This window comes from Prauserella muralis, from assembly GCF_003202285.1.
Taxonomy (GTDB): Bacteria; Actinomycetota; Actinomycetes; order Mycobacteriales; family Pseudonocardiaceae; genus Prauserella_B; species Prauserella_B muralis.
In genome coordinates this window covers 570,371-593,303 of record NZ_MASW01000006.1, presented here as the reverse complement: position 1 = coordinate 593,303, position 22,933 = coordinate 570,371, and the positions used below count along the sequence as shown (strand labels likewise).

Genomic DNA, 22,933 nt, shown 5'->3' with positions numbered 1-22,933 from the left:
TCGCCTGCTCGTGGAACCCGTCGTGATCGTGGGCGCGGCCGTCGTACGCGACGGCGCGCTGCTGGTCCAGCAGCGCGCCTACCCGGCCGAAGCCGCGGGCCTGTGGGAGCTGCCGGGGGGCAGGGTCGAGCGGGGCGAGTCGGAGACCGACGCGGTCCGCAGGGAATGCGCCGAGGAACTGTCGGTGGCCGTCGTGCCGGGCGAGCGGGTCGGTGCCGACGTCGCGTTGCCCGGAGGGAAGGTGTTGCGGGTCTACGGTGCCGTCCTGGCCGACGCGGTCGAGCCGCGCGCCGTGGAGCACAGGGCCCTGCGCTGGGTCACCGGGCCGGAACTGGCCTGCGTCGACTGGCTGCCCGCGGACCGGGTTCTCGTGCCCGCGCTGCGGGCCCTGCTGGACGCCTCGCCCGGCCAGGCCACACGGGAATGAAATTGTGACTTTCGTCACCTACCGTGGGAGACATGTTCGTCGTCTTGCTGACCTACACCGCGCCACGGCAGGAGATCGACTACCTTCTGCCCGACCACATGGAGTGGCTCGCCAGCCAGTACGAGCACGGCCATTTCGTCGCCTCGGGCAGGCGGGAGCAGCATCTGGGGGAGGTGATGGTCGCCAAACCGATGAGCCGGGGCAAGCTCGACGCCCTGCTGGCCGCGGATCCGCTGGCACTGGCTCACTACGCGCACTACGAGGTCGTGGAGTTCTCGGCGACCCGTACCTGCCCGGAGTTGCGGCTGCTCAACGAGGCGCTCGCGCGCTGATCCGCCCGCTCACGCGGCCTTGGCCAACTCGCCCTTGGCCTTCTTCAGCGCGAGCACGGGGCACTTCTTGCAGCGCGGCTTCGACTTGCAGCACTTCTTCTTGACCTTGCCCGCCTTGATGAGCTTGCGGACGGTCGCCTTGGGGTCGGCGTCGGCGCCCTTGGCCCCGTGCTTCTTGCCCACTCGCCACACTCCAAGCCGTCTCGCGCCTACCCGGTCAGGTTAGGTGAGCCTACCCTTGATCGAGGTGTGTCGCTGGGCACAGTCCCGCTCCGAGTATCCTGGACAGGACCACGCCTGGCGCGAAAGCCGCTGGTCACAAGTCCTTGTTCCCGTTTCCCCCCAGGAGCCGACGCGTGCCTACCGCCGCCGCCGAGAAGGTCCGCACGGACCTGCGCAACATCGCCATTGTGGCGATTTGTGCGTGACCTGCGGTTTCACGGTATCCATCCTTTTCCAGTCTGATCCTGTGGTTAACGGTGTATCTGCTGGTCATCCGGTGTTTTCGGCGCTCTCCTCTCCATCTGATTCCAGCGGGCTCCTGTCGAGGTCTGCCCCACGTTTGCCCCGCGCGGCTGCCCCACGCTGCCCCACGACCTTGAGCGGCACCTGCTCGCCGAGCGCGGCAAGCGCCTGACCGCGTGCCTGCTCGCTCATCTGGACGTAGCCGCGGGTGACCCGCACGTCAGCGTGGCCCATGAGATCCGCGAGCAGGAATGCGTCCATACCGCCACGGCCGGCGCGTGTGCCGAATCCGCGGCGAAGGGCGTACATATGGGCGTTCTCTCGCGGAACGCCCGCCTTCTCGGCGGCACGCCGGAGGCACTGCCCGACTGCGTCGGGATGCATCACCCGTCGGCGCAACGTCAGGAAGACGAGGGCGTGCTTGCAGTCCTCGCCGTCCGTGTGCGGTAGTCCGCAGCCTGCGGTGAGGTCGCGGCCGGCGAGTCGACGGCGCGCGATCTCGATCGCCTTCGACGACAGCGGCACCATGCGTGCGTCCTCGTCCTTCGGGATCGGCCGGATGACGCGTCGGCGGTGGACGAAGGCCTCGACGACTTCCATCCAGCCGTTTTCGAGGTCGAGCCGGTGATCGTGCAGGCCGCACAACTCGCCAGGCCGTAGGCCTGTTTCGAGGCCGAAGTCGACGGCGTCCTGGTAGTCCTCGCGCAGGTTCAGCTTCTCGGCGTGCTCGAGCTGCACGTACGGCTTCGGCTTCTTCGGGATCTTCGGCAGCTTGATCCCTACGCACGGCGAGGCGTCGAGCACCTTCTTGTTGACTGCGGTGGACATGGACACGGAGAGGACCGCGTAGACACGGCGGGCGTAGCGCGGTGACATGCCATTGCGGACGCCGAGGCCGTCCTCCTTGTCGTCGACCCATTCCTGTACGTCATCGTGGGTGATCTTGTTTAGGGGCGTCTCGCCCCACTTCGGGCGGACCCACTTGTCGACGATGTAGCGCTCGGTGGAGGCGGTGTCGGACTCCTCGAACTTGCGATCCTCGGCGATGGCGTCCCACCAGTCGCCCCACTTCACAGAGGCCGGCAGCTTCCCCTGTTTGACGGCGGCTGTCCGGCGGGCCTTGACTGCCTCCTCCTCGGCTGCCTCGATGGCGTCGCGCTTGCGGGGAAAGAGGGACCCGTCGGGTTGTGTGACCTTCTGCTTGATGCCGTGCTGGTCGCGGTAGCGGCCTCGCCAGCCGGTCGCGAGTTTCTCAGCCCACGCCATCGGGGGTCTCCTGCTGGTCGGGTGTCTGCTCCGAGGTGAAGGGGCGTACTTCGGCGGGTGTTTCCTCGAACAGGATCTCGACGCACAGCAGTACGCACTCGTTGCAGATGTGCACGCCAGGTCCGGCGATCAGCTGCCGCACCTTGGTTCGGCTCTTGCCACAGAAGGCGCAGTGCAGCGTGTCAGGATCGGCGGCGGCACCCTCCGCGGTCTTGACCCGGTCTTCGATTTCTCCCACCCGGTTCTGGACGTGCTCGAACAACTTCTCGGTGACGTCCTTCATCGATTCGAGGGCGTCGACGATGTCGCGTTCCAGCTGCCTACGGTTGCCGAAGATCATGGGGTTACCTCCTCGACGAGTTCGCTCACGGCGGACAAGCAGGCGTTCACGTCGACGGTGGGGTCGGGAAGCACGACGAGGCAGCGGCGCCGCCGGTCGCGGTCGTCGTCCTGGTCGTCATCGCGGCCGTCGCCGTTCTCGTCTTCGTCGCCGTCTTCATCCCCGCCGCGTTCGGGCGGCGGTCGGGAGTCTCCGCCCGGGGGTGCCGTGGGCTCGGTGCCGGCCGGGGGCGGCTCGGCGCCGGCCGGAGTGGTCGGTGGTGTTTCGCCGACGAGCTGCTCGTCGCCGTTCGGCGTGGTTGTGGGTGGTTCGGCGGGCACAGGGCCGTCAGGGATCGTGGTGGGCGATGTCGGTGGCGGTGTGGGTGCGGTGGTGGTCATGGGTGGCTCGCTCGTCTCGGCCGGCGCGGGCGGAGGGGAAGGCGGGGGCAGGGCGTCGTCAGGCGCGCCGCCCCACGGTGGGGTGAAGATGACCGCCGCGGCGACGCCGAGCGCGGCGACGATGCCGGCCGCGGTGACGGGGTGCTTGTAGGCGGCGGCACCGAGGCCGAGGGTGAGGACGGCGAGGCCAAGGGCGCCGCGTTTGATGCGGCGTGCGCCGAGGTCGACGACGTTGTCGGGTTTCTCCTGGCGGTCGAGTTCGTCGATCCGCTGCTGTAGCCGGTCGAGCACGCTTTCGACGCGGCTTCGTCTAGGGGGGTCGTGGTCGTCCGGAAGGGACATGCGGCCGGGTCCTCGTGGTGGGTGACGTTCGGGATGGTCACCGTAAGCACCTCCCTCACCTGAGTGGCAACGCTTGGTAGTGAAACCGTTACCCGGTTTACCTCGGTTACCCGGTTTTAGCCGACGCGGCGTTCAGTGGGTTCGCCTCGTCGCTCGGGCGGCTCGCCCGACTCGACGAGCAGCTCCTCGGCGCGGTGGAGCGCGGCTTCTTCGCGCTCGGCCAGCCGCTGGCGCTCCTCGGCGATGAGCAGTAGCTCGTCCCTGACCGCTTTCATCTGGTCGGCGAGCGAGGGAGCGGCTGGGGGTTCGGGCTCCGGCTCTTCTTCTGCCTGCCCGGGTCGCCCGATGGACGGCAGGAGGCTCTCGTCACCGGTTTCCAGGTAGCGCGTGATGCAGTCGTCGGGCCACTTGAGCCCTCCTTCAATGGCGACGAACGTGGCCTCTCCCACGCGGGAATCACCGGACTCTGCTCGGGAGAGCGTGGTCTCGTGAATCCCTATCGCGTCGGCGAAGGCTCGCTGACTTCGGTAGCCAGCGTGTAGCCGCGCTCGCTTGATGCGCCGTCCCGCGATCTTCCGCCGCTCCTCCATGCGCCCAGAGTATGCCAGAAAAATGCAAGTATTGGGCCGTCGACCAGGGGGAGCATGCGACCGCTGTAGTAGGTGCATGCCAGGAAAAGTACAGAAAAACTCAGAAGAAGGCAAGAGTGCCGTCTTAGACCAGTACTTGCCAGGTTTTGCCATTGACATGCAATGGCATGTGCTGGCATTGTCCTTGTATGCCCCCGATGAACCGAGACCTCTTCAAGGAGCGCCGGGACAAGCAGGATCTGGTGAACGCCGAGATCGCGCGGCGGGCCGGGATTTCGCCGGCCTACCTCGACAACGTCATCTGCGGTGCCGACCAGCCCTCTCAGCGCTTGCTTCGTCGGCTCGAACGCATCCTTGAACTGCCCGAGGACGCCCTGCACGCGGGCAAGCGGACGTCGCAGGGTGACCCTTCCGAGCCGCCCAACCAGCCCCCGAACGAGCCGACCCATCCGCCGAAGCGGCAGGACACCGAGCAGGACAAGAAGGCCCCGCGGCGCAACCACAACGCGGCGGCGGTGGCGTGATGCCCCAGTCGCCGTGGATGACCACCAGTGAGATCGCCGCCTACACCGGCCGCCATCAAGAGAATGTGCTGCTCGCGCTGAAGCGCGGGCTGCTCGTTGGCGTGCAACCGGGCCCAGGCTGTACGTGGCGTGCCCGCCGCACGGAGGTGGACCGCTGGGCCGACGCCGGATGCCCCTACCGCGTCACCGGCAAGCACAAGGCCCGCCGGAAGCTCCGCGCCGCCTGACCTCCCCGCCGCCGTGACCCGAGCCAGCAGTGGAGCGGCCGCGGGGCGGGGAGCAGGACCAGGTGAGCTAGCGATCTTCCCCGGCCGCCGTCGATTCCCGCCTCGGCGGCGGCTGGGGGCCATCAGGAAGAGGCGGCCCGGCGCTGCAACCGCCGGGCCGCAGATCACCCGAGAGAAAACCACCCATCCCGAAGAGGAGAGCTCCCAAGTGATCCACAGGAAGGTTACCGCCTCGGCGGTCGCGCTCGCGGCGCTCGCCCTGGCCGGATGCAAGCCGACCGAGCCGCGGGTACCGGGCGACGACCCGATGCCGGCCTCGGTCGTCGTGCGCAAGCCGCCGCCCATCGCGGAAGGTGGTGCGGCGCGATGACCACGGCCGCGGCCGCCGAGCCGCAGGACTACGACCGGTATCCCACCGTGCCGTTCATCGAGTTGTGGCGCCGCGAGCAGGGCGATGTGCCGGTGAGGCCCATGCATCGCCATCGACGCCGCCAGCACGAGGACCCGGGCGGCGTCGAGCACCTGGTCGACGCGGACGAGGAGCTGACCGAGCAGATCACGGTGCCGCTGGCGCGGATGATCGCCGACGACGGCCCGACCGACATCTACGAGCGGCTGCCCGTCGAGCCGACACGCCACGCAGCGCCCGCGGTCCGTTGGCATGAGGAGGCGGACGGGCAGGGCGAGCCGACTGTCGGGCGTCGGCCGCGCCGGGTCGGCCGTCGCCTGGCCGGCTGCCTGATGGTGGCCGCTGTGCTCGTCGTCGTCGCGGGCGCGCTGCTGCTGGGGGGTCTGCTGTGGTGACCGCGCCAGAGTGGGCCGACGTGCCGATCGTCCTCGGTGGTGGTGATGAGTGACACCCACCGAGTCCGAGGTCTCAGCCGAGGGCAGCACCGAGTTCCCGCCGGCCACGGGTTCGCTGACCGAGCTCGCCGACCTGTACCTGCTCGAGCAGTCGAATCACGCGTCGATGGCGCTGGGCACCGCGTGCCATCGCTGGCGGTGCGCCGAGCCGGCGGCCTGGCACCTGCACCCCTACGAGCACGACTACTGCACACCGCATGCCGCAATCCGTCTGCGCTTGCTCGGGCGGATCGAGGCGGCACGCACGCCAGCGGAGAGGACTGGCCCATGACCGTCACCGTCACGTCTCGCGCCTACGTCGAGGGACATCCGAACATCCGGCTCGCGCCGCGGGTGGAGCGGTGCGGTGCCAGCGCGCAACACGCCGCCAGCCCGCACGACCCGGCATACAGCGATCGCTGCACCGATCCCGGCGAATGGGTCCTCAAGGGATGCGCGCGGCAGTACTGCACGACGCACGCCGCCGTGATCGGCCGCGCGAAAGACCGGCTGTGTGGCGGCACCAACTGGTGTGCGTCCCGGCGCGATACGGCCGAGCCGACGTCTCTTGTCGCAGTCGATGCAGGGGCCCGGGATCTGAGCTCGTTGACTTGCGCGGTGAGCCTGCGCACCTCGGTCTGTGACTTTGTGGGGATGGGGGGCGTGGTGATGCTGGACAAGGCCACTGTGCCCAACCGGCTGGGCAACCACTTCGGCAAGGCGGTCGAGGTGCTGATCGTCGGCGGTGTTGTGTTCGTCGTGCTCGCGCTCCTGGCGAGCGGGCTCGGGTTCCTCGCGACGCTGCTGATTGCGGAGGCGATCGCGTGAGCCTGCATCCTGTGGCTGCCCGGGTGAACTCGCTACTGCTGCACATGGCGCAGCATCACCTCGGCAAGGACGTCGCCTCGATCGCACCGCTGTACGGCGTCAGCGTCCACCTCGCCGGCCGTGATACGGCGGCCCGGTTGCGCGTGATCCTGGAGTGGGCACGGAGCCTGACCGACGCCGTCGCCCACGTGAACCTGCACAAGGGCGACGTCCAGGTCGGTGTCGACGGGGGCCTGTTCGACGGCACGCCCGTGCGGCTGGCCTGCATTCCGGACGAGGTCGAGCACCCACTGCTCGGCGCAGCAAAACGGCTCACCGAGCCGATCTCGATCGCCCAGCTCGCCGAGATCGTCGAGGCCGAGCTCGCCGCACAGGCGGAGAGGCGGCCGGCATGAACAGCTACAGCCTGTCCGGGCGGCTGCCCACCGGCGACGCGGACGGCCTGGTCGACATCGCCCGCGCGGTGCTCGACAACCCCGAAGGCGTGCACGTCGTGGTCGCGCTGGTCGACTGCGACGAGATCCGCACGAAGGTCGGCACGGGCGAGGTCGTGGCGAAGCTGCGCGTTCGCGCGATCGAGGGCTTTCTCGGGCACACCGCGGACGCGGCCGCGGCGCGTCGGCTGTGGCGCCGCGGCTGGGAGCGCCGCACTGGGCAGGTCGAGCTGCCGTTCGAGCTCGAGCTCGAGAACTCGGCGGAGCCGCCGAACATCCTGCGCGACGGCGCCGGCCTGCACGTCGCCCCGTCCGAGGACGAGCCCGACGACGACCCGACCGACGACGAGCACACCGGCTCCTTCGACGACCCCGGTGTCGTCGACTGGGACGACACGTCCGACCCGGAGCCCGCGGCCGCCGCGGATCTGGACCCGGCGCTGCTGCGTCACGCTGCCGAGCTCGTCGTGACCTCGCAGTTCGGCTCCATGTCGATGGTGCAGCGCAAGCTGCGCATCGGCCACGCGAAGGCCATCCAGCTCATGCGCCAGCTCGAGCACGCAGGCGTCGTCGGCCCGCTCGCCGGCCCGGGTGTCGCCCGCGACGTGCTCGTCACCGTCGAGGGCCTCCCCGAGGTGCTGCGCGTCATCGACCCCGAAGGAGATCAGTCGTGACGTTCGCGGGCCTCACCTTCGCCGTCGACGAGGCTGCCGGCATCCGCGTGCCGCCCGCGCTCGCCGAGGTGATGACCTGGGGCGCGCTCGTGCTCGGCACGCTGCAGGCCCTCGCCCTCGACGACCCGTGGTGGACCGTGGCCGCGCTGTGCGCGCGGCTCGGGCTACGTGAGGCGAGGACCGGTGCGCCATGACGGCCACGCTGAACGGGCACGCGCTGCCGGACCCGGCGACCGTGCTCAAGCGCGTGGACGACCGGCTCGCCCGCAAGGCCGGCGACGACCCGCTCCCCGCCGAGACCATCGACGCGTTCGCCGACGCGGTGCGCACGCAGATCGTTGAGCCGCTCACCGCGAACCCGCCCGACGCGGCCGAGCTCGCGCAGCTGCGGGCCGACCTCCAGTGCGCCAACGACATCGTCGCCGAGCTGCGCAAGCAGCCGTTCCCGTGGGCCGACCCGGGACCCGAGCAGGCGCCCGACCACGCGCCGGACGAGCCGCAGCCGTGGGGCGAGCTGTTCGCCCGCATCCGTCGCGAGCTCGCCCTCGCGTGGGCCGACGACAGGAAGGGTGCGAGATGAACACGCCGACATCGGCCGAGCTGGCGCCGTTCCGCGACACCTGCAAGTCCTGCCGCGCTCACATTCTGTGGGCCACCACCGAAGACGGCGAGCGCATGCCCGTCGACCTCAAGCCCAGCAGCAACGGCAACGTCATGATCGCCGTGCAGGGCGGCCGACTCATGGCCGGCGTCCTCGGCCGCGCCCCCGCCGCCCGCAAGCGGCTACTCGGCGTCCTGCTGCACGTCGCCCACTTCGCCACCTGCCCGAAGGCGAATCAGCACCGAAGGGGGAAGCACTGATGCCCGACCTCGTCGACGGGCTGGCGATCCGCAAGCGGCTCGGCCGTAAGCAGTGGAGCCTGCCACGCCCGCTGGGGCCGGACGGCTTCTCCTACATCGCGCACAACGGAGACGGCCGCCCGGTCGGGATCGTGATCGTGACGGGCTGGTACGAGGACGACGACCGCGACGAGCGTGGCGCGCCGATCCCCTGGATCCACGCCTCGATGCAGCGACCCGACGGTGTGCCCAGCTACGAGGACCTCACGCTGCTGCACGCGGCGGTGTGGCCGGACGGCCACGCCTACCAGTGCTTCGTGCCGCCCGACGATCACATCAACGCTCACGAGCGCGTGCTGCACTTGTGGGGCCGCGCGGACGGCACGCGGCTGCTGCCCGACTTCGGCAAGTACGGGACGATCTGATGTTCTCGTGGCGTATCGAGCCGCTGCGCGAGTGGCCGTGGCAGGTGACCAAGCCGCGGCTGTCCTCGGTTCGGTTCCGGTCGAGCTGGCCAGACACGCTGGCGCTGCTCGAGCGGGAGCTCAAGCACCTCGGCGTGATCGGCGCCGTGGTGGTCCGCGCGTGCGTCGACGCCGGCGACATCCGGCGGGACGGGATGCTGCGCGCCAGTGCCCGGCCGAGTCAGCCGGGCGTGGCGCTCACCTTCACGTGCCGGCACGGTGAACTGACCTACGCCTGCGACACCTACGAGGGCAGCGCCGGCCACCATGCGGTGACGCCCGGTTGGCAGGCCAACGTGCGCGCGATCGCGCTGTCACTGGAGGCGCTGCGGGCGGTCGACCGGCACGGCGTCGCCGGCCGCGGCGAGCAGTACGCCGGCTGGCGCGCCATCGAGGCCGCGGCACCCGACTCGTTCGCCACCCGCGACGAGGCGCTGCGGTGGCTGCAGGCCTTCACCGACATGACCGAGCTGTCCGACGTGACCACCCTGCTCCGCCTGGCGTCGCTGCGCGCGCATCCGGACCGCGGTGGCGACCCGGCGGACTGGCGACGCGTCGATGCCGCGCGGCAGCTGCTCAAGCCTCGGGAGCCATCCCGTGTGTGAAAGATCAAATCGTCCATTGAGGACACGACCCAGGGAGCAGGAGACCGACCGATGCGACTAACCCGACAGGGGATCAAGGAGGGCGGCGCGCTCGCCGTCGGCGGGGTCGCGCTCGCCGCCGTCGCGCTGATCGTGGCCGCGGCGATCGCCGCGATGGCGATCTTTGGCTGGGGCTGGTTCAAGCGCAGCACGGCGGAGTTCCGCGGCACCACCGAGCAGCGCGAGCGGACCGTCGCTGACCCGGACTACCGCATCACTGCCTACGACCGGTTCTTCGACCTGTGCGCCGCGGTGCAGAGCAAGGAGGCCACGCTCGCGGCGCTGCAGGACGAGCTCGGCACCGAGCCGCCCACGACCCGGGTCACGCAGATCCGGGCCAACCTCACGGCGGTGACCGCGGCCCGAGCGGCGGACATCAACCAGTACAACGCCGACGCCGAGAAGGCCGGCACGGCCGGTCAGTTCCGCGCCTCGAACCTGCCCTACCGCCTCGACATCAACGACAAGGAGACGCAGTGCACCGCGTGAAACGGATCCTCGCCGCACTCGCGGCCCTCGCCACGCTGTTCGCCCTCGCCGCATGCGAGGACCAGCCGAGCTCGCAGCAGCAGGAGACCAACCGCCAGCAGTCGAGCTATGACCGGCTGACCGCGGGGCAGCCCGCCAAGACCATGAGCTACAGCCCCACGCGGGAGACGATCAACTTCTGGATCGACACATGGGACGAGCCGAACAAGCTGTCCTATGTGTACCTGCAGGCGTCGAACGGGCAGCTGGTCGGCTACTTCATCTTCAAGGGCCTGCCGGTCTCCTACTGCGCATCACTGACCCCGAACTACCGGATCCGCGACGGCGACAGCACCGACGGAGATCTCGTGCTGCCCGCGCCGGCGATGGACGGTGTCTACTACGGCGGCAGTGGGTCGTGCAGCACCTACTACGGCCGCGACGCCACGACCGACTCCTACCTCGAGTACACCGTCGGCACCGGCATCTCGGCGCTCATCTACGAGCAGCCGTTGCCACGCCAGGACGTCGAGCCGCTCGGCTTCACGAAGGTCGAGGACGTGAAATGACGGGCCCCGAGCACTACCGCGAAGCCGAGAAGCTGCTCGCTCTCGCGCGCGAAGGCGGCCGACCAGAGCAGGTCATGGCGGAGGCCGCCGTCGCGCAGGTGCACGCCACGCTCGCGCAAGCCGCAGCATGCGCGCTGCCGGTACTCGACCGGTACTACGAGATGTCCGACGAGGCGCAGCTGTGGGCCGAGGCCACCACGGACGCGTTCGAGCCTCCCGACGACGAGCAGCCCGCGCCGGCCGCGGACGTATCACCGGCTGGTGGTCGATGACCACACCGGACTGCGGCTCGATGCCCGTGTTCGCCGCATGGCGGCGTGATCTCGGCAGCGAGCCGTCTCCGGACCTCTTGCACGCCTGTTCACAAGCACCGGCCGCGCCCTCCTTCCCCGGGGCGCGGCCGGCCCGCGTCCACAGAAGGGAGGCCGAGCATGACGGGCGAGGACAAGCCGCAGGGCTGGCAGGGCTACCGCTGGCCGGACTGGGTGCCGCACGGCGTACGCCGGGAGGTCGAGCGGCTATGGCGCACCCCGGGCGACTGGATGGCCGATGCCGCGGTCGTCGGGGCGCCGGAGCTGGGCACCGTGATCCCGCGGCCGCCGGGCCACGATCCCGACCCGGGCCGCTTCTGCCACTACGGCGGCCGCATCGGCCGTCTCGTGGCCGAGAGCGGGTTCGTCTCGGTGTCCTACGTGATGTTGTCCGGCGAGGTCCGCTGGCTGATGTCGCTGGGCGCGATGCAGTGATGAACACACCGTCGACAAGCACGATGCGGGGGGTGGCCGATGTGCGGCCAACGAGAGGCCAAGGACGACGCGACGTTACGGGCGGTGGCCTGAGATGCCGTTCGCGCTGTTCTCCGACACCCTCGGCCGCGACCCGCGCTGGTTCGCCCTCGCCGGCGACAGGCCCGTGCTGCGCGACCGCCTGCAGGCCGCCTACATGCGACTGAAACTCGAGTCCGCGAGCCACCTGCACGACGGGTACCTCACCCGGCGGCAGGCGCTCAACCTGTGTGACGCCAAGCTCCTCGACCTGCTGTGCACGCCGGTGCTGGGTGAGAAGCCGTTCCTGCACCGCGAGGGCGACACCTGCGACGAGCGCAACTGTCTCGACGACTCCGGCCCGTGGGTCGAGGGCTTCGACTACCGCGTGTGCGGGTTCATCAAGCGCAACCCGACCCGGGCTGAGTACAACCGCAATCAGGCCCAGAAGGCCGACAGCCGCGATGGCAGGCTCCGCGCGGCGGTCTACGACCGCGACGGCGGCTGCTGCCGCTACTGCGGCTCTGGGCCGCTGCGCAAGAAGGGCATGGGCCGCGCCAAGGACCGGCGCCGCGCGCTGCAGTACGACCACGTCGACCCGGACAAGGCCGCCGGCGCGGACGGCGCCAACTACGTCGTGGCGTGCGCGCGCTGCAACGAGGCCAAGGGACACCGCACGCCCGACGAGGCCGGGATGCGGCTGCTGTCCCCGCCCACCGACGAGCAGCGCGCCGCCTGGCAGCAGCGCGGCGAGGCCCTGTTCGACCTGCCCGACGAGCCGAGCGACAACGACAACGACAACGCACACGACAACGCACCGGACAACCAACACGACAACGCACACGACTACGAACGAGCGTTGTCGCCCGCAACGGGCCCCGACAACGAATCCGCAGGTGACGTACGCGTTGAAACGGCGGCACAACCACAACGACAAGCCGCAACGATGTCGCCGGAAGGGTCCGGGTCGGGTCGGGTCGGGCAGCGCGATCGTGATGCCCTTCCCCGCTCATCTCGACAGCCAGCTCGCCGCCCAGACGCGCCGGACATCTACCACCGCCGATCACGTGACCCCGCGCCCGACTTCACCGAGCTCGCCGAGGACCAGGAGCAGCGCTGTGTGCACGGGCAGCCGCTCGACGACGACTGCGAGCTGTGCCTGCACGCCCAGGCCGACCGGGGTGAGCCACCGTGACCCGGCGCAAGACGCCCGGCAGCCGCGACGGCCTGTTCTGGAACGGGCCCGCCGAGCAGGACGCGCCGGAGGTGCGCCCGAACCCGCGCCCGAGGCCGTGCCCGGCCTGCCGGGCCGTGCCGTTCGAGCCGTGCACCCGCCCCGGCCGCCGCGGCCGCCGCGTGCGCATGGGCGGCTACCACCCCAGCCGCTACGACGCCCCCGACGAACCACCACCCACCGAGGAGAGGACATGACCACCCCCGAGCCCCGGATATGCGAGCGGCCCGGCTGCGATGTGCCGGTGCTGCCGTGGCTGAGCAAGGAGTACTGCTCGGTGCGCTGCCAAACGATGAACACGCAGCTGGGTCGCAGGCTCGCGTCGACCGGCGTGGACCAGGACGCGTCGGCGCAGCTGCGCCGTGTCGTGTTCCTGTCGAACCACGGCGAGACGGACCTGACCGAGCACGTGGCCGCGGTGAAGCTCGACGCCGACTCACCGCGCGTGTTTACCGCCGAGCAGGAGCCCCCGGCCGACGTGCACCGGGTGCGCGACGAGCGGTCCGGCGACGAGGCCGCCAGGCTCGACGACCGCTGGGTGTGGGTGCGGCTCAATGGCCGCGACCTGCCGAACGCGAGGGCCCGCTACTCGTGGAAGTCGCTGTGCGCCCAGGCCGACGCCCGGCTGGTCGAGGTGCCGGTCGACGTGCACGTGGCCGTCGTCGGTCGCACGGTCGGCTTCGACGAACCCGCTCGGCCCGGTTGGCTGCGTCGCCTGATCGAAAGGCTCCTCGGATGACAGCGACCAGGAAAGTCCCGTAGTCGATCATGGCCATGCGTCGAAAGGGGGTGGTGGCAGTGCTGAGCCAGACGTGCACGGCGGCCGGATGCGACCGGCCCACGCAGACCAACCTGTGCCCCGACTGCACGGACCGGCTGCGGGACGACCTGCGCGCGCTCGGTGCCGGCGGCATGCTGCGCGTGCGCGTGCACCGGGACCGGGTCGCGACGAGGGACCAGCTGGCCGCGGCCCGCCCGGTCCTGGCCGAGCTCGAGCGACGCCAGGCCGCAGGCGAGCCGGTCGACGAGGCCGAGTTGACCTGGCTGCGGGAGCGGGTCGCGACGCTGCGCGCATCGGGTCAGGAACGGGCGGTGGCGTATTACCACCGCAGTCTGTGCGCCGAGCTCGACCTGACGATCGCCCGGCAACAGAAGTTCGGCGTGGCGGGCGCCGGCGGCGGCGCGCGGCCGACGTCGAGCCCGGTGCCGTTCAACCGGCGCGCGGCCGAGCTCGCGGCCGAGCTGCGGAACACGATCTCGACCTGGGCGCGCGACCTCGCCGAGACGTACCCGCACCTCAACCCGAGGTATCGGTCGGTGGCTAGCGCCGCGGACTGGATGGCCACCGTGCCGGGCCTGCTCGCCGAGCATCCCGCCGCTGGCGAGATGCACCGCGACATCACCGGGCTCGTCGAGCGGGTCCGGCGCGTCATCGACCGGCCCGCCGACAAGGTGTACCTCGGCCAGTGCGGGGCCGAGCTCGGCGACGGCGCGGTGTGCGAGGCCGACATCTACGCACCGCCGGGCCGCGCGGTCGTGCAGTGCCCGGCGTGCAAGGCGGCCTGGGAGCTGACCGCCCGGCAGGACTACCTGCTCAAGGCGGTCGAGGACCAGCTCGCCACCGCGGTCGAGGCCTCCCGCGCACTGTCGCGCCTCGACCGGCCGGTCACCGCCGCGATGATCCGCGGCTACGCTCACCGCGGCCGCCTCACCCAGCACCCGCCGCACCCGCACGACCCGTACCGGTACCCGCGCTACCGCATCGGCGACGTCATGGACATCCTGCGTGAACTCGAACAGGAGGAAGCATCGTGACCGACAACGAGCTGTTCGTAATCGTGCGGCGCGCGCCGCACACCGACACCGTCGAGCTGCTCGCCGCGTTCCCCGACCAGGGCACGGCGGGCGCGGCCGCCGACGAGCTCGGGCCCGGCCACTCCGTCCTGCCGGTACGCATGGCGCCGGCGGGCCCGGTCCTCGTCGTGCACGTGTGGCATTGCCAAGTCGTGGTCACGGTGGGGCAGGGCTGGGAGCTGCGCGAGCCCGCGCGGCTGGGCGGCGCCTCGCGCATCGTGCTGGACGCCGACGATTGGCCGAAGGAACGCGTGCACGTCGACGAGCAGGCCGGCGACCTCGAGGCCGCCGTGCACGGCCAGCAGGTCCGCTACGTCAACGCCTACGCGCCCAGCGCCGCCCGTGCTCGCGAGCTCGCCGAGTCCGAGGCCCGCCGAATCGCTGAGGCGTAGCCGCACCGTGTGACGCGGACCACGATATGTCCACTTGCGATAGTGTCATGAAACAGGACATAATAGAGGAGTCCCGAACGGGGCAGCCCCCGAAACCAGGGTGCTAGCACCACCCTCGGGGGAAAACTACAGAGTGGAAGGAACTCCGGATGGACGAGAAGTTCTCCGATGACCGGTTCTACGGGGTCCGCTATCACGAGAGTGCTGGCGAGGACCTCTACCGGGTGGCCGGACGGATCCTCTCGGATCTCAAGGTCGACCAGGCCGAGGGCCGGATGCCGTCGACAGTGATCCTCGTGGTCACCGTCACCAAGCGGCTCATCACCGTCCAGGCGCACATCCAGGACCCCGCCGAGTTCGAGCAGTGGAAGCGCGAGTCGATCAGGGCTCGCGCGGTCCAGGTCTCGGACCGCTACAACTGGCGGGGCGTGAACAACCGGGCTGACACGCGGTTCGACTTCGCGTGCTCGATCCGCGTTGTGAGGGGTCGCCTCGACGCCGAGCACCTCGGCTCGATCATCGGGTAACTGAACCGGGGCGGCGGCCGCCAGCCGCCGCCCCGGCGCTCACCCGGAGTCCTCCACCCTGTAGGCGCGAAACGGCCCCGGCGGCACTAGCACTGCCGGCCGGGGCCGTGGAAGAAACTCCGCCGACAAGGATAGCCCAGAGGTCGCCATGCCACGCAAGCCCACACCACCCCCGCCCGAGCTCGAGCACGTGCGCGAGCTCACCGCCGAGATCGAGCGCCTGCAGGCCGTGCGCGGCCGCGCGATGGTCGCCGCGAAGCTGGCCGGCGCGACCGGCGACCAGCTCGCCGAGGCCGCCAAGCTCGGCTCACGGAACAAGGTCTACGACGCGCTGCGCGACGCAGGTCACGACACGGGGAAGTGGCGCGATCCGCCGCCCCCCTGACCTGCGTATAACGCCCTATACATGGTGGCAGGGTGGTGCGCGCGACACGCCGCGACGCTCGATCGTGTTTGCTCCTGACCAGCGCGAACGCGTACCTTATTCATCGTTGGGTGATCTGTCCTCGTCGGACGACAGCAACGAACCCCCGCGAACCCCCCTGGTCGCGGGGGTTTGTGCTACCCGAAGGAGTTGAGCTGGCGATGATGGACGTCTCGGACCGGCACCCGTCGACGGCGGGCATCGCCCGGTTCTTCGCCTACGAGCACCTGTCCCGCGAGGACATGCGCGCGATCTCGAGGCAGTGTCACGACCTGGCGGAGTCGATGATCCGCGCGCTGCCGGACGGGCCCGAACTGACGGCTGGCCTGCGCAAGCTGCTCGAGGCGAAGGACTGCCTCGTGCGTGCCGCCCTGTAGGACCGACCCCACCCCCTTGCCCGTGGGTCAACGCCCCTGCCTGGACAACTGCGGTCGGCTGGTGCATGGCACGCGCTGCGAGGTGTGCCGACGTCGGCGCAACCAGCAGCGAGAGCGTGGGCGGGTGCGGCCTACCACCGCCCAGCGTGGGTACGACAGCAGGTGGCGAGCGCTGGTCGCCGAGGCGATCGAGCTGCAGCGCGCGGCCAGCGGGTACGCATGGTGCGTGGACTGCGGGCATACGGGCGACGCGGACAACCCGCTGACTGGTGATCACCTCCACTGGCCAGCGGTCACAGTGCGTGACGTCGAGGTGGTGTGTCGTCGGTGCAACTCGATGCGCGGCGCGCGACGGAAGCTCGAGCAAGGATGAACGCGCAGTGATCACGACGCTGAGTGCTCGGCAGTAGGGCGGACGGTGACGAATTGCCTGGTGTGACGGGGTGTCACGGGGGATAGGGGCCTCAAGATCACGCCGTTCCTGGGCCTTCGTGACCCCCATATGCAGGTGCCCCAACCTCTGTACGGGTCTGGGAACTCAAAACGCGTGAACCAGCAAGATTGTCACTTTGTGTAGTCACGGGAGGTGAGCCGGATGGCCGGTATGGGCCCGCCCCCGCAGCAGCACCGCCGCCGGCGCAACGCCACCGTGGCGATGACCAAGCTGCCGGCCGAGGGGCGGCAGAAGACGGCGCCGCGGTGGCCGCTCGGCGAGGACATCGAGACCCGCGCGCGGCTGACCGTGGCCCGCCGCAAGGTGGCCGACCTCGAGGAGCGCCAGGCCGCGGGCGAGCCGATCAACGAGGCCGCGCTGACCCGGCTGCAGGAGCGCGTCGAGGTCCTCGAGGAGATCGTGGCCACGCAGACCGACGCCGAGAAGCGCATGTGGCGCGAGCTGTGGAAGACCCCGCAGGCGGTCGCGTGGGCGCGGCTGCGCTGGTACCGCGAGGTCGCCCAGTACGTGCGGTGGAAGTTCCACGCCGAGAACGGCAACCTTAAGGCCGGCGCCGAGGCGCGCCAGCTCGGCGACCGGCTCGGCCTGACGCCGCTGGCGATGCTGCGGCTGCGCTGGGAGGTCGCCGGCGACGAGCTCGACGACAAGCGGAAGGAGAACACGACGCCGCCGCCGGCGCCGCAGCGGCCGGACCTGAAGGCGGTCGACCCGGGTGCCGTGGCGGGGTCCTAGCGAGCCGGGCGAGTTCCCGACACTCGGCTGGCAGGTGGGGCAGTGGATCGAGGCCCACATCGTCATCCCGGACGGCCCGCAGCGCGGCAAGCCCTACCTGCTCACCCGGGAGATGTGGCGGCACCTGCTGTGGGTGTACCGCCTGCGCCCGGACGCCGAGGTGCACCCGGTCTACCCGAAGCCGCGCGACGGGCTGGTCTACTTCGGATCGCAGCTGCGGCGGCCACAGAAGTGGGGCAAGGACCCGCTGCTCGCCGCGCGCTGTTCGGCGCACGCGTTCGGGCCCGTGCAGTTCGACGGCTGGGACGCCTACGGTGAGCCGGTCGGCCGCCCGGTCGATACGCCGTGGATCCAGCTCGCCGCGACCAGCGAGGACCAGACCGACAACACCTTCCGGCCGCTGTACCGGATGCTCTCGGAAGGCCCGCTCGCGGACACGCCTGGTCTGGACATCGGCGAGACGGCGATCAAGCTGCCCAACGGGGACGGGTGGATCGAGCCGGTCACCGCGGCCGCCCGGTCGCGGCTGGGTAACCCGATCACCTTCGCCGGATTCACCGAGACGCACCTGATGTGCGAGTCCGACGGCGGCCTGGCGATGGTGCGCGCGATGAAGCGCAACCTCACCGGCATCGGCGGCACCTGGGGCGAGGCCACCAACGCCTGGGACCCGAGCGAGCTCTCGGCGGCACAGTGGACCGCCGAAGGCAACAACCCGGGCGTGTTCCTCGACCACGCCGCGCCGGACGTGCCGAAGGTGGATCTCGACGACGAGCACGCGGTGCGGGAGCGCATCCGGGTCAAGTACGGCGACTCGCTACGGTCCCGCGGCGGCTGGGTGGTCGAGGACGACATCTACGCCGACACCCAAGCCGTCGAGGTCGGCGAGGGCGAGATCCGCCGCTACTACATGGACGAGGTCACCGTCGGCGAGAAGGACGCCGTCGACCCGGCCCGCTGGGACGCCCAAGCCCGCACCGACCCCGAGGAGCAGCTGCGGCCCGGCGAGGCGGTCGCCCTGGGCTTCGACGGCTCCCGCTCGCGCGACGGCACGGTGCTCTACGCCTGCCGGCTGTCCGATGGGCGGATCTTCGAGCTCGGCGTGTGGTGGCCGGCCTACGACGAGCTCTCCGGTGAGTGGAAGATCGACCGGCTCGAGGTCGACGCCACGGTCACCGCGGCGTTCGAGGCCTACGAGGCCTGGTACCTCTTCGGCGACCCGTACAAGTGGCAGGACTACATGGACATCTGGGCGGGCCGCTGGCCCAACCGGGTCGTGGAGTTCCCGACCAACGTCGACAAGCGGATGGACGAGGCGCTCGAGCGGTTCCTGACCGCGCTGCGGGACCGGACGCTGACCCACGACGGCAGCGCCACATTGACCGAGCACGCGAAGAACTCGGCGCTGGCCAAGGGCAAGCGCAAGCCGCCGCGCGAGGACGGCTCCCGCGAGCTGACCGAGTTCTACATGCGCGTGGTGCGCAAGAAGGCGGGGAAGTTCATCGACGGATTCGTCGGCGCCGTGCTGGCCTACGCAGCCCGCGGGAAGGCGATCGAGGACGGGGCACTGAGTCAGGAGTCCCACGACATCGAAGGGTCGTTGATGGCATGACGAGCATGGTCGCGACGGTGGACCGGATCCAGGCCAAGGCCACCGAGTTCCGGCCGACGAAGGCACTGCTGACGCTGCTGGCGGCCCCGCTGTTCGTGCTGGGTTTCCTGGCCTACACGGTGTACCGGGTGGCGCGGCTGATCGTGTCGTGGCTGTGGGCGGCCACGATCGTGGGATGGGAGGCCGCGGCCGAGGCGCGGCCTGAGCGGAGCCCGTGATGGACCTGCTCGGCCGCATCGACGCGGTGCGCCGCCGCAACACCGAGCTGGCCTATCCGGTCGGCCCGGTGGTCGTCGAGGCCTTCGACAAGGCCTACGGCCACCGCGACGAGCAATTCTCCCCGGAGAGCTATGGCGACTACCTCGTCACCAGCAACGAGGTGTTCTCCGCCGCAATGCTGCGCTCCCGCCTGGTCGGCACGGTGCCGATCCGCTCCTACCGCGGCCGCGACCAGGACAAGCGGGAACTGCCCGACTCGCGGCCGGCGCGGCTGCTCCGCCACGTGAACCCGTTCTGGACACAAGCGCGCCTGGCGCGCATGGACGAGCTGTGCGCCTGCCTGTGGGGCCAGTCGGTGTGGGCGGTGGAGAAGGACGAGCTCGGTATCCCGCGCGAGATCTGGTGGCTCAAGCCCTCGCGGGTGCTGCCCGTGCCCGACGAGGAGAACTACCTCGCCGGGTACAAGTACGAGTCCAATGTCGACGGGCGAGTGCTGGAGTTCGACGCCGACGAGATCGTGTGGTTCCGCTACCCGAACCCGCTCGACGAATACTCGGCGCTCTCGCCGATCTCGGCGGCGCGGCTGGCCGCCGACACCGGCTCGGCGATGATGAAGGCCAACCGCAACCTGCACGACAAGGGCCTGCAGATCGCGGGCATGGTGATGCCCAAGGCGCACGGGCCCGGCCAGGTGGCCCGGTTCACCCAGCCGCAGGCCGACGAGCTGCAGGAGCGGCTGGAGAAGCGATTCTCCGGCGCGGACAAGGCGCACCGCTGGGCGGTGCTGCGCTACGAGGCAGAGTTCAAGCCGGTCAACGTCACCCCCAAGGACGCCGAGTTCATCAACGGCCTGCAGCTGTCCCTGCGGCAGGTGTGCAACGCCTACGGCATCCCGGCGCCGCTGCTCAACGACCTCGAGCACGCCACGCTCGCCAACATCCGCGAGTTCCAGAAGGGCCTGTGGGAGCACGCCCTCGTGCCCGACCTGGAGCTACGCGGGCAGGAGATCGAGGAGCAGTTCCTGCCGATGTTCGGCCGCGCCCGCGGCCGGACGATGCCCGACCATGTCGAGCACGACTTCTCCGGAGTGGCCGCGCTGCAGGAGTCGCAGTCGGCGGTCTGGGACCGCGAGCGGCAGGCCATCGAGGTCGGCGCGCTCACGATCAACGAGTGGCGCCAGCGCCGCGGCATGCCGCCGGTGCCGTGGGGCGACGTCTGGTGGGGCCCGGTCAACAAGGCCGCCGTCGAGGACGAGAACAGCACGCCGAACGACAACCCCGACACGCCCAACCGGCAGGCATGGCACGAGCAACAGCAGCTCACGCGCGGATTCAACGACGTGCTGGCCGCACTGGAGTGGGACTTCGCCGGCGTGAATGGACACGGAGGGCTCTGATGACGACGACACTGGCGTACGGGCGCGCGCAGCTCGACCGCGCCGCGCTGGCCGACGACGGGCCGCTGACTTTCGTCGCGTCCAGCGACGGCCTCAACCGCTACGGCTACGCCCTTCGCACTGACGGCTGGCGCCTGGACGCCTACAACGCCAATCCGGTCGTGCTGTGGATGCACAACAGCTTTCGGCCGCCGATTGGGCAGGGCCGGGCGCTGAACAAGGACGCCCACATCGTTCTCGACGCCGTCGAGTTCGACCGCGACGACGAGCTCGCGCGCATGGTCGAGTCGAAGTACCGCCGCGGCTTCCTCAACGCCGTCTCGGTCGGCTTCCACTTCGTCCAGGAAGATGGCGCGCCAGTGGACACGTGGCGCATGAAGTCGGAAGAAATCCGCGACGAGCTGTTCTACGACCTGGTCGAGGTCTCGGCCGTCACGACGCCGGCGGATCCGCGGGCGCTGCGGCAGCAATCCCGGCTGGCCCTTGCTGGCCTCGGCAAGGAGCTCGTCGAGCTGTTCGACGAGCAGGAACAGGGCGCAGCCACGGCCGAGGAAATCCGCACCGCGGTGCGCGCCGAGCTGGCGCATCTGGGGATCGACCTGGCTGCGCTCACAAAGAAGGAAGACCCGGAAGACGACGCCCCCGCGGGCATCGATCAGGAAGCTGCAGGGGCCGTCCTGGCAGCGTTTTCTCACGAGGGAAGGAACCTCTAGTGCCTGAGATCACTCTCGAGGAGCTGGCCAAGGACATCCGGCAGCGCCTCGACTCCGTCGACGAGAAGGTGTCCGAGGCCACTTCGGACGTCAAGCTGACCGAGCTGGTCAAGTCCATCCTGCCGACGCTGGCCGAGGACCCCGAGTTCGCGCGCAAGCTCAAGTTCGGCCGCGACCCGGGCGAGGACAAGGAGCTGGTCGGCACCAAGTACGCCCGCTGGGGCCTGTCGCTGGCCGATGTGGAGTTCCTGCACGACATCCAGGCCGGTCTGCGTGGGCAGAAGAAGGTCAACGACACCGGCGTGTACGAGGGGCCCTCGGAGTCGCTGGCCAAGACGTTCGAGGCCATCTCCGACGCGGTCTACCTGCCGATGGACAAGGTGCGCGAACTCGACCGCAAGGCCATCGACGACCTGTTTCCGCGGATCCCGCTCTCGGAGTTCCACGGCAAGGACGCCGAGCTGGCGGCGAAGGGCAAGTACGAGCTCACCGGCGCCTACAAGCGGGCGATGCTGGCGATGGACACCGCCGAGTCCGGGTTCGGCCAGCAGCTCATCGGCGCCCAGTACGTCGGCGAGCTGTGGGAGGCGCCGCGCAAGCTGGGCCGGATCTTCCCGCTGATCGACTCGTTCGAGATGACCGACCCGACGGCTTACCTGCCGGTCGAGGTGGACATCCCGGAGATGCTGTTCGTCACCGAGTCCACCTCGAGCAGCGCCAGCAACTACGCGACCAGCAAGACCGGCAGCCAGCGGGTGCAGGTGGACGCGAAGAAGTTCGTGATCCACCAGATGTGGTCCGGGGAGATGGAGGAAGACTCGATCATCCCCTACATCCCGTTCCTGCGTCGGCAGGCGGCACTGTCGGTGGCGCACTACTCCGACAGCGTGGTCCTCAACGGGGACACCACCAACGCCGCCACGGGCAACATCAACCTCGACGACGCCGACCCCGCCGACACCAAGCACTATCTCGCGTTCGACGGGATCCGGCACGCCGGCCTGGTCGACAACACCGGCAACTCCAAGGACTCCGCCGGCGCGATCACGCTGGCGCTGCTCAACGCCCAGCGGGGCCGGATGCTCGACCTGACCCGGCTGGTCGACTGGGGCCACCCGATCGACCCGATGGACCTGGTCCGCATCGCCGACCCGGAGACCGCCGACGCGATCTCGATGATCGACGAGGTGCTCACCGTCGACAAGTACGGCCAGGGCGCCACGATCCTCAACGGCGAGCTCGCCCGCGTGCAGGGCAGCCCGCTCGTGTCGAGCATCGCGATGTCCAAGACCGAGGCCGACGGCAAGGTCTCCACCACGGCGGCGAACAACACCAAGGGCCAGGTGGCCGCGTTCAACCGGCGCGGCTACAAGGTCGGCTGGCGGCGCCGCGTGCGGGTCGAGACCGAGCGCCTGCCGGCGACCGACCAGACCCGCATCGTCTACAGCCTGCGGCTGGGCATGGGCCGGTTCACGCCGACCGGCGCCGCGGCGGGCATCGAGTCCTCGGACGTGCTCTACAACATCTCGCTCTGACCAGCACCGGGTACCAGCGAGGGGCCGTGGCGACACGGCCCCT

General features: G+C 70.1%; 38 protein-coding genes. 33 read left to right on the top strand and 5 right to left on the bottom strand.

Annotation, left to right across the window (positions count from 1 at the left end; genetic code table 11):
• Positions 1-10: 10 nt before the first annotated feature.
• Both BAY60_RS28315 and BAY60_RS28310 read left to right on the top strand, forming a co-directional pair.
• Complete coding sequence (locus BAY60_RS28315; protein WP_112284405.1) at positions 11-427, top strand: (deoxy)nucleoside triphosphate pyrophosphohydrolase; 417 nt, start codon at positions 11-13, stop codon at positions 425-427.
• 32 nt (positions 428-459) lie between these two features.
• Complete coding sequence (locus BAY60_RS28310; RefSeq protein WP_112284404.1) at positions 460-759, top strand: YciI family protein; 300 nt, start codon at positions 460-462, stop codon at positions 757-759.
• Between the two features lie 9 nt (positions 760-768).
• Here the strand turns inward: BAY60_RS28310 and BAY60_RS37375 are convergent, their stop codons facing one another.
• The 5 genes from BAY60_RS37375 to BAY60_RS28290 form a co-directional block, all read right to left on the bottom strand.
• Positions 769-942 carry a hypothetical protein gene (locus BAY60_RS37375; protein WP_170160585.1) on the bottom strand — a complete coding sequence of 58 codons (174 nt, stop codon included), beginning with the start codon at positions 940-942 and terminating at the stop codon, positions 769-771.
• Positions 943-1,251: 309 nt separating this feature from the next.
• Positions 1,252-2,490 carry a tyrosine-type recombinase/integrase gene (locus BAY60_RS28305; RefSeq protein WP_112284403.1) on the bottom strand — a complete coding sequence of 413 codons (1,239 nt, stop codon included), beginning with the start codon at positions 2,488-2,490 and terminating at the stop codon, positions 1,252-1,254.
• Positions 2,477-2,830, bottom strand: coding sequence for a ClpX C4-type zinc finger protein (locus BAY60_RS38640; protein WP_425466490.1), 354 nt, complete (start codon positions 2,828-2,830; stop codon positions 2,477-2,479). The genes BAY60_RS28305 and BAY60_RS38640 overlap by 14 nt, the downstream gene beginning before the upstream one ends.
• Positions 2,827-3,552: a hypothetical protein gene (locus BAY60_RS38415; RefSeq protein WP_146771097.1), complete on the bottom strand. Its 726-nt coding sequence runs from the start codon at positions 3,550-3,552 to the stop codon at positions 2,827-2,829. Before BAY60_RS38415 ends, BAY60_RS38640 begins: the two co-directional genes overlap by 4 nt.
• 116 nt (positions 3,553-3,668) lie before the next feature.
• Positions 3,669-4,142, bottom strand: coding sequence for a helix-turn-helix domain-containing protein (locus BAY60_RS28290; protein ID WP_112284401.1), 474 nt, complete (start codon positions 4,140-4,142; stop codon positions 3,669-3,671).
• A 197-nt stretch (positions 4,143-4,339) separates the two neighbouring features.
• Between BAY60_RS28290 and BAY60_RS28285 the strand changes: the two genes are divergently transcribed.
• The 31 genes from BAY60_RS28285 to BAY60_RS28140 all read left to right on the top strand — a co-directional run bounded on the left by BAY60_RS28285 (position 4,340) and on the right by BAY60_RS28140 (position 22,890).
• Positions 4,340-4,666 (top strand): helix-turn-helix domain-containing protein, encoded by a 327-nt coding sequence (locus BAY60_RS28285; protein ID WP_170160584.1) that lies wholly within the window; start codon positions 4,340-4,342, stop codon positions 4,664-4,666.
• Positions 4,667-4,683: 17 nt separating this feature from the next.
• The gene (locus tag BAY60_RS28280) at positions 4,684-4,893 is read left to right on the top strand and encodes a hypothetical protein (RefSeq protein WP_146771096.1); all 210 of its coding nucleotides are present in this window, start codon (positions 4,684-4,686) and stop codon (positions 4,891-4,893) included.
• A gap of 208 nt (positions 4,894-5,101) precedes the next feature.
• Positions 5,102-5,263: a hypothetical protein gene (locus BAY60_RS37370; RefSeq protein ID WP_170160583.1), complete on the top strand. Its 162-nt coding sequence runs from the start codon at positions 5,102-5,104 to the stop codon at positions 5,261-5,263.
• Positions 5,260-5,697, top strand: coding sequence for a hypothetical protein (locus BAY60_RS28275; RefSeq protein WP_112284398.1), 438 nt, complete (start codon positions 5,260-5,262; stop codon positions 5,695-5,697). Before BAY60_RS37370 ends, BAY60_RS28275 begins: the two co-directional genes overlap by 4 nt.
• A gap of 49 nt (positions 5,698-5,746) precedes the next feature.
• On the top strand, positions 5,747-6,028 hold the full coding sequence (locus BAY60_RS28270; RefSeq protein WP_112284397.1) for a hypothetical protein: 282 nt from the start codon (positions 5,747-5,749) through the stop codon (positions 6,026-6,028).
• Positions 6,025-6,564 carry a hypothetical protein gene (locus BAY60_RS28265; RefSeq protein ID WP_112284396.1) on the top strand — a complete coding sequence of 180 codons (540 nt, stop codon included), beginning with the start codon at positions 6,025-6,027 and terminating at the stop codon, positions 6,562-6,564. Before BAY60_RS28270 ends, BAY60_RS28265 begins: the two co-directional genes overlap by 4 nt.
• The gene (locus BAY60_RS28260; protein ID WP_112284395.1) at positions 6,561-6,959 is read left to right on the top strand and encodes a hypothetical protein; all 399 of its coding nucleotides are present in this window, start codon (positions 6,561-6,563) and stop codon (positions 6,957-6,959) included. Before BAY60_RS28265 ends, BAY60_RS28260 begins: the two co-directional genes overlap by 4 nt.
• Positions 6,956-7,672 carry a DNA translocase FtsK gene (locus BAY60_RS38635; protein ID WP_211330482.1) on the top strand — a complete coding sequence of 239 codons (717 nt, stop codon included), beginning with the start codon at positions 6,956-6,958 and terminating at the stop codon, positions 7,670-7,672. Before BAY60_RS28260 ends, BAY60_RS38635 begins: the two co-directional genes overlap by 4 nt.
• Positions 7,669-7,866, top strand: coding sequence for a hypothetical protein (locus BAY60_RS28250; protein WP_112284394.1), 198 nt, complete (start codon positions 7,669-7,671; stop codon positions 7,864-7,866). The genes BAY60_RS38635 and BAY60_RS28250 overlap by 4 nt, the downstream gene beginning before the upstream one ends.
• Entirely contained in the window at positions 7,863-8,252 is a 390-nt protein-coding gene (locus BAY60_RS28245; RefSeq protein WP_112284393.1) for a hypothetical protein, read from the top strand. Before BAY60_RS28250 ends, BAY60_RS28245 begins: the two co-directional genes overlap by 4 nt.
• Complete coding sequence (locus BAY60_RS28240; protein WP_112284392.1) at positions 8,249-8,533, top strand: hypothetical protein; 285 nt, start codon at positions 8,249-8,251, stop codon at positions 8,531-8,533. Before BAY60_RS28245 ends, BAY60_RS28240 begins: the two co-directional genes overlap by 4 nt.
• The gene (locus BAY60_RS28235; protein WP_112284391.1) at positions 8,533-8,937 is read left to right on the top strand and encodes a DUF7694 domain-containing protein; all 405 of its coding nucleotides are present in this window, start codon (positions 8,533-8,535) and stop codon (positions 8,935-8,937) included. Before BAY60_RS28240 ends, BAY60_RS28235 begins: the two co-directional genes overlap by 1 nt.
• Positions 8,937-9,581: a molecular chaperone DnaJ gene (locus BAY60_RS28230; protein WP_112284390.1), complete on the top strand. Its 645-nt coding sequence runs from the start codon at positions 8,937-8,939 to the stop codon at positions 9,579-9,581. Before BAY60_RS28235 ends, BAY60_RS28230 begins: the two co-directional genes overlap by 1 nt.
• A gap of 51 nt (positions 9,582-9,632) precedes the next feature.
• A complete protein-coding gene (locus tag BAY60_RS28225; RefSeq protein ID WP_112284389.1) occupies positions 9,633-10,109 on the top strand; it encodes a hypothetical protein in 477 nt (158 codons plus the stop codon).
• A complete protein-coding gene (locus BAY60_RS28220; RefSeq protein ID WP_112284388.1) occupies positions 10,097-10,657 on the top strand; it encodes a hypothetical protein in 561 nt (186 codons plus the stop codon). Before BAY60_RS28225 ends, BAY60_RS28220 begins: the two co-directional genes overlap by 13 nt.
• On the top strand, positions 10,654-10,929 hold the full coding sequence (locus BAY60_RS28215; protein WP_211330481.1) for a hypothetical protein: 276 nt from the start codon (positions 10,654-10,656) through the stop codon (positions 10,927-10,929). Before BAY60_RS28220 ends, BAY60_RS28215 begins: the two co-directional genes overlap by 4 nt.
• A 159-nt stretch (positions 10,930-11,088) precedes the next feature.
• The gene (locus tag BAY60_RS28210; RefSeq protein ID WP_112284387.1) at positions 11,089-11,403 is read left to right on the top strand and encodes a hypothetical protein; all 315 of its coding nucleotides are present in this window, start codon (positions 11,089-11,091) and stop codon (positions 11,401-11,403) included.
• Positions 11,404-11,497: 94 nt separating this feature from the next.
• Positions 11,498-12,616, top strand: coding sequence for an HNH endonuclease (locus BAY60_RS28205; protein ID WP_112284386.1), 1,119 nt, complete (start codon positions 11,498-11,500; stop codon positions 12,614-12,616).
• Complete coding sequence (locus BAY60_RS28200) at positions 12,613-12,852, top strand: zinc finger domain-containing protein (RefSeq protein ID WP_112284385.1); 240 nt, start codon at positions 12,613-12,615, stop codon at positions 12,850-12,852. The genes BAY60_RS28205 and BAY60_RS28200 overlap by 4 nt, the downstream gene beginning before the upstream one ends.
• Positions 12,849-13,394, top strand: coding sequence for a hypothetical protein (locus BAY60_RS28195; RefSeq protein ID WP_112284384.1), 546 nt, complete (start codon positions 12,849-12,851; stop codon positions 13,392-13,394). Before BAY60_RS28200 ends, BAY60_RS28195 begins: the two co-directional genes overlap by 4 nt.
• Positions 13,395-13,453: 59 nt before the next feature.
• On the top strand, positions 13,454-14,470 hold the full coding sequence (locus tag BAY60_RS28190; protein WP_146771095.1) for a hypothetical protein: 1,017 nt from the start codon (positions 13,454-13,456) through the stop codon (positions 14,468-14,470).
• On the top strand, positions 14,467-14,901 hold the full coding sequence (locus tag BAY60_RS28185; protein WP_112284382.1) for a hypothetical protein: 435 nt from the start codon (positions 14,467-14,469) through the stop codon (positions 14,899-14,901). Before BAY60_RS28190 ends, BAY60_RS28185 begins: the two co-directional genes overlap by 4 nt.
• Positions 14,902-15,050: 149 nt before the next feature.
• Positions 15,051-15,428, top strand: coding sequence for a hypothetical protein (locus BAY60_RS28180; protein ID WP_112284381.1), 378 nt, complete (start codon positions 15,051-15,053; stop codon positions 15,426-15,428).
• A 148-nt stretch (positions 15,429-15,576) separates the two neighbouring features.
• Positions 15,577-15,813, top strand: a complete 237-nt coding sequence (locus tag BAY60_RS28175) for a hypothetical protein (protein ID WP_112284380.1) — start codon at positions 15,577-15,579, stop codon at positions 15,811-15,813.
• Between the two features lie 200 nt (positions 15,814-16,013).
• On the top strand, positions 16,014-16,229 hold the full coding sequence (locus BAY60_RS28170; RefSeq protein ID WP_211330480.1) for a hypothetical protein: 216 nt from the start codon (positions 16,014-16,016) through the stop codon (positions 16,227-16,229).
• Positions 16,230-16,824: 595 nt separating this feature from the next.
• Positions 16,825-17,415: a hypothetical protein gene (locus BAY60_RS28165; protein ID WP_112284379.1), complete on the top strand. Its 591-nt coding sequence runs from the start codon at positions 16,825-16,827 to the stop codon at positions 17,413-17,415.
• Positions 17,416-17,449: 34 nt separating this feature from the next.
• The gene (locus tag BAY60_RS28160) at positions 17,450-19,027 is read left to right on the top strand and encodes a hypothetical protein (RefSeq protein WP_146771094.1); all 1,578 of its coding nucleotides are present in this window, start codon (positions 17,450-17,452) and stop codon (positions 19,025-19,027) included.
• Positions 19,024-19,245, top strand: coding sequence for a hypothetical protein (locus BAY60_RS28155; protein ID WP_112284377.1), 222 nt, complete (start codon positions 19,024-19,026; stop codon positions 19,243-19,245). Before BAY60_RS28160 ends, BAY60_RS28155 begins: the two co-directional genes overlap by 4 nt.
• Positions 19,245-20,642, top strand: a complete 1,398-nt coding sequence (locus BAY60_RS28150) for a phage portal protein (RefSeq protein ID WP_112284376.1) — start codon at positions 19,245-19,247, stop codon at positions 20,640-20,642. Before BAY60_RS28155 ends, BAY60_RS28150 begins: the two co-directional genes overlap by 1 nt.
• On the top strand, positions 20,642-21,355 hold the full coding sequence (locus BAY60_RS28145; protein ID WP_170160582.1) for an HK97 family phage prohead protease: 714 nt from the start codon (positions 20,642-20,644) through the stop codon (positions 21,353-21,355). Before BAY60_RS28150 ends, BAY60_RS28145 begins: the two co-directional genes overlap by 1 nt.
• Positions 21,355-22,890, top strand: coding sequence for a major capsid protein (locus BAY60_RS28140; protein WP_112284374.1), 1,536 nt, complete (start codon positions 21,355-21,357; stop codon positions 22,888-22,890). Before BAY60_RS28145 ends, BAY60_RS28140 begins: the two co-directional genes overlap by 1 nt.
• Positions 22,891-22,933: the final 43 nt, after the last annotated feature.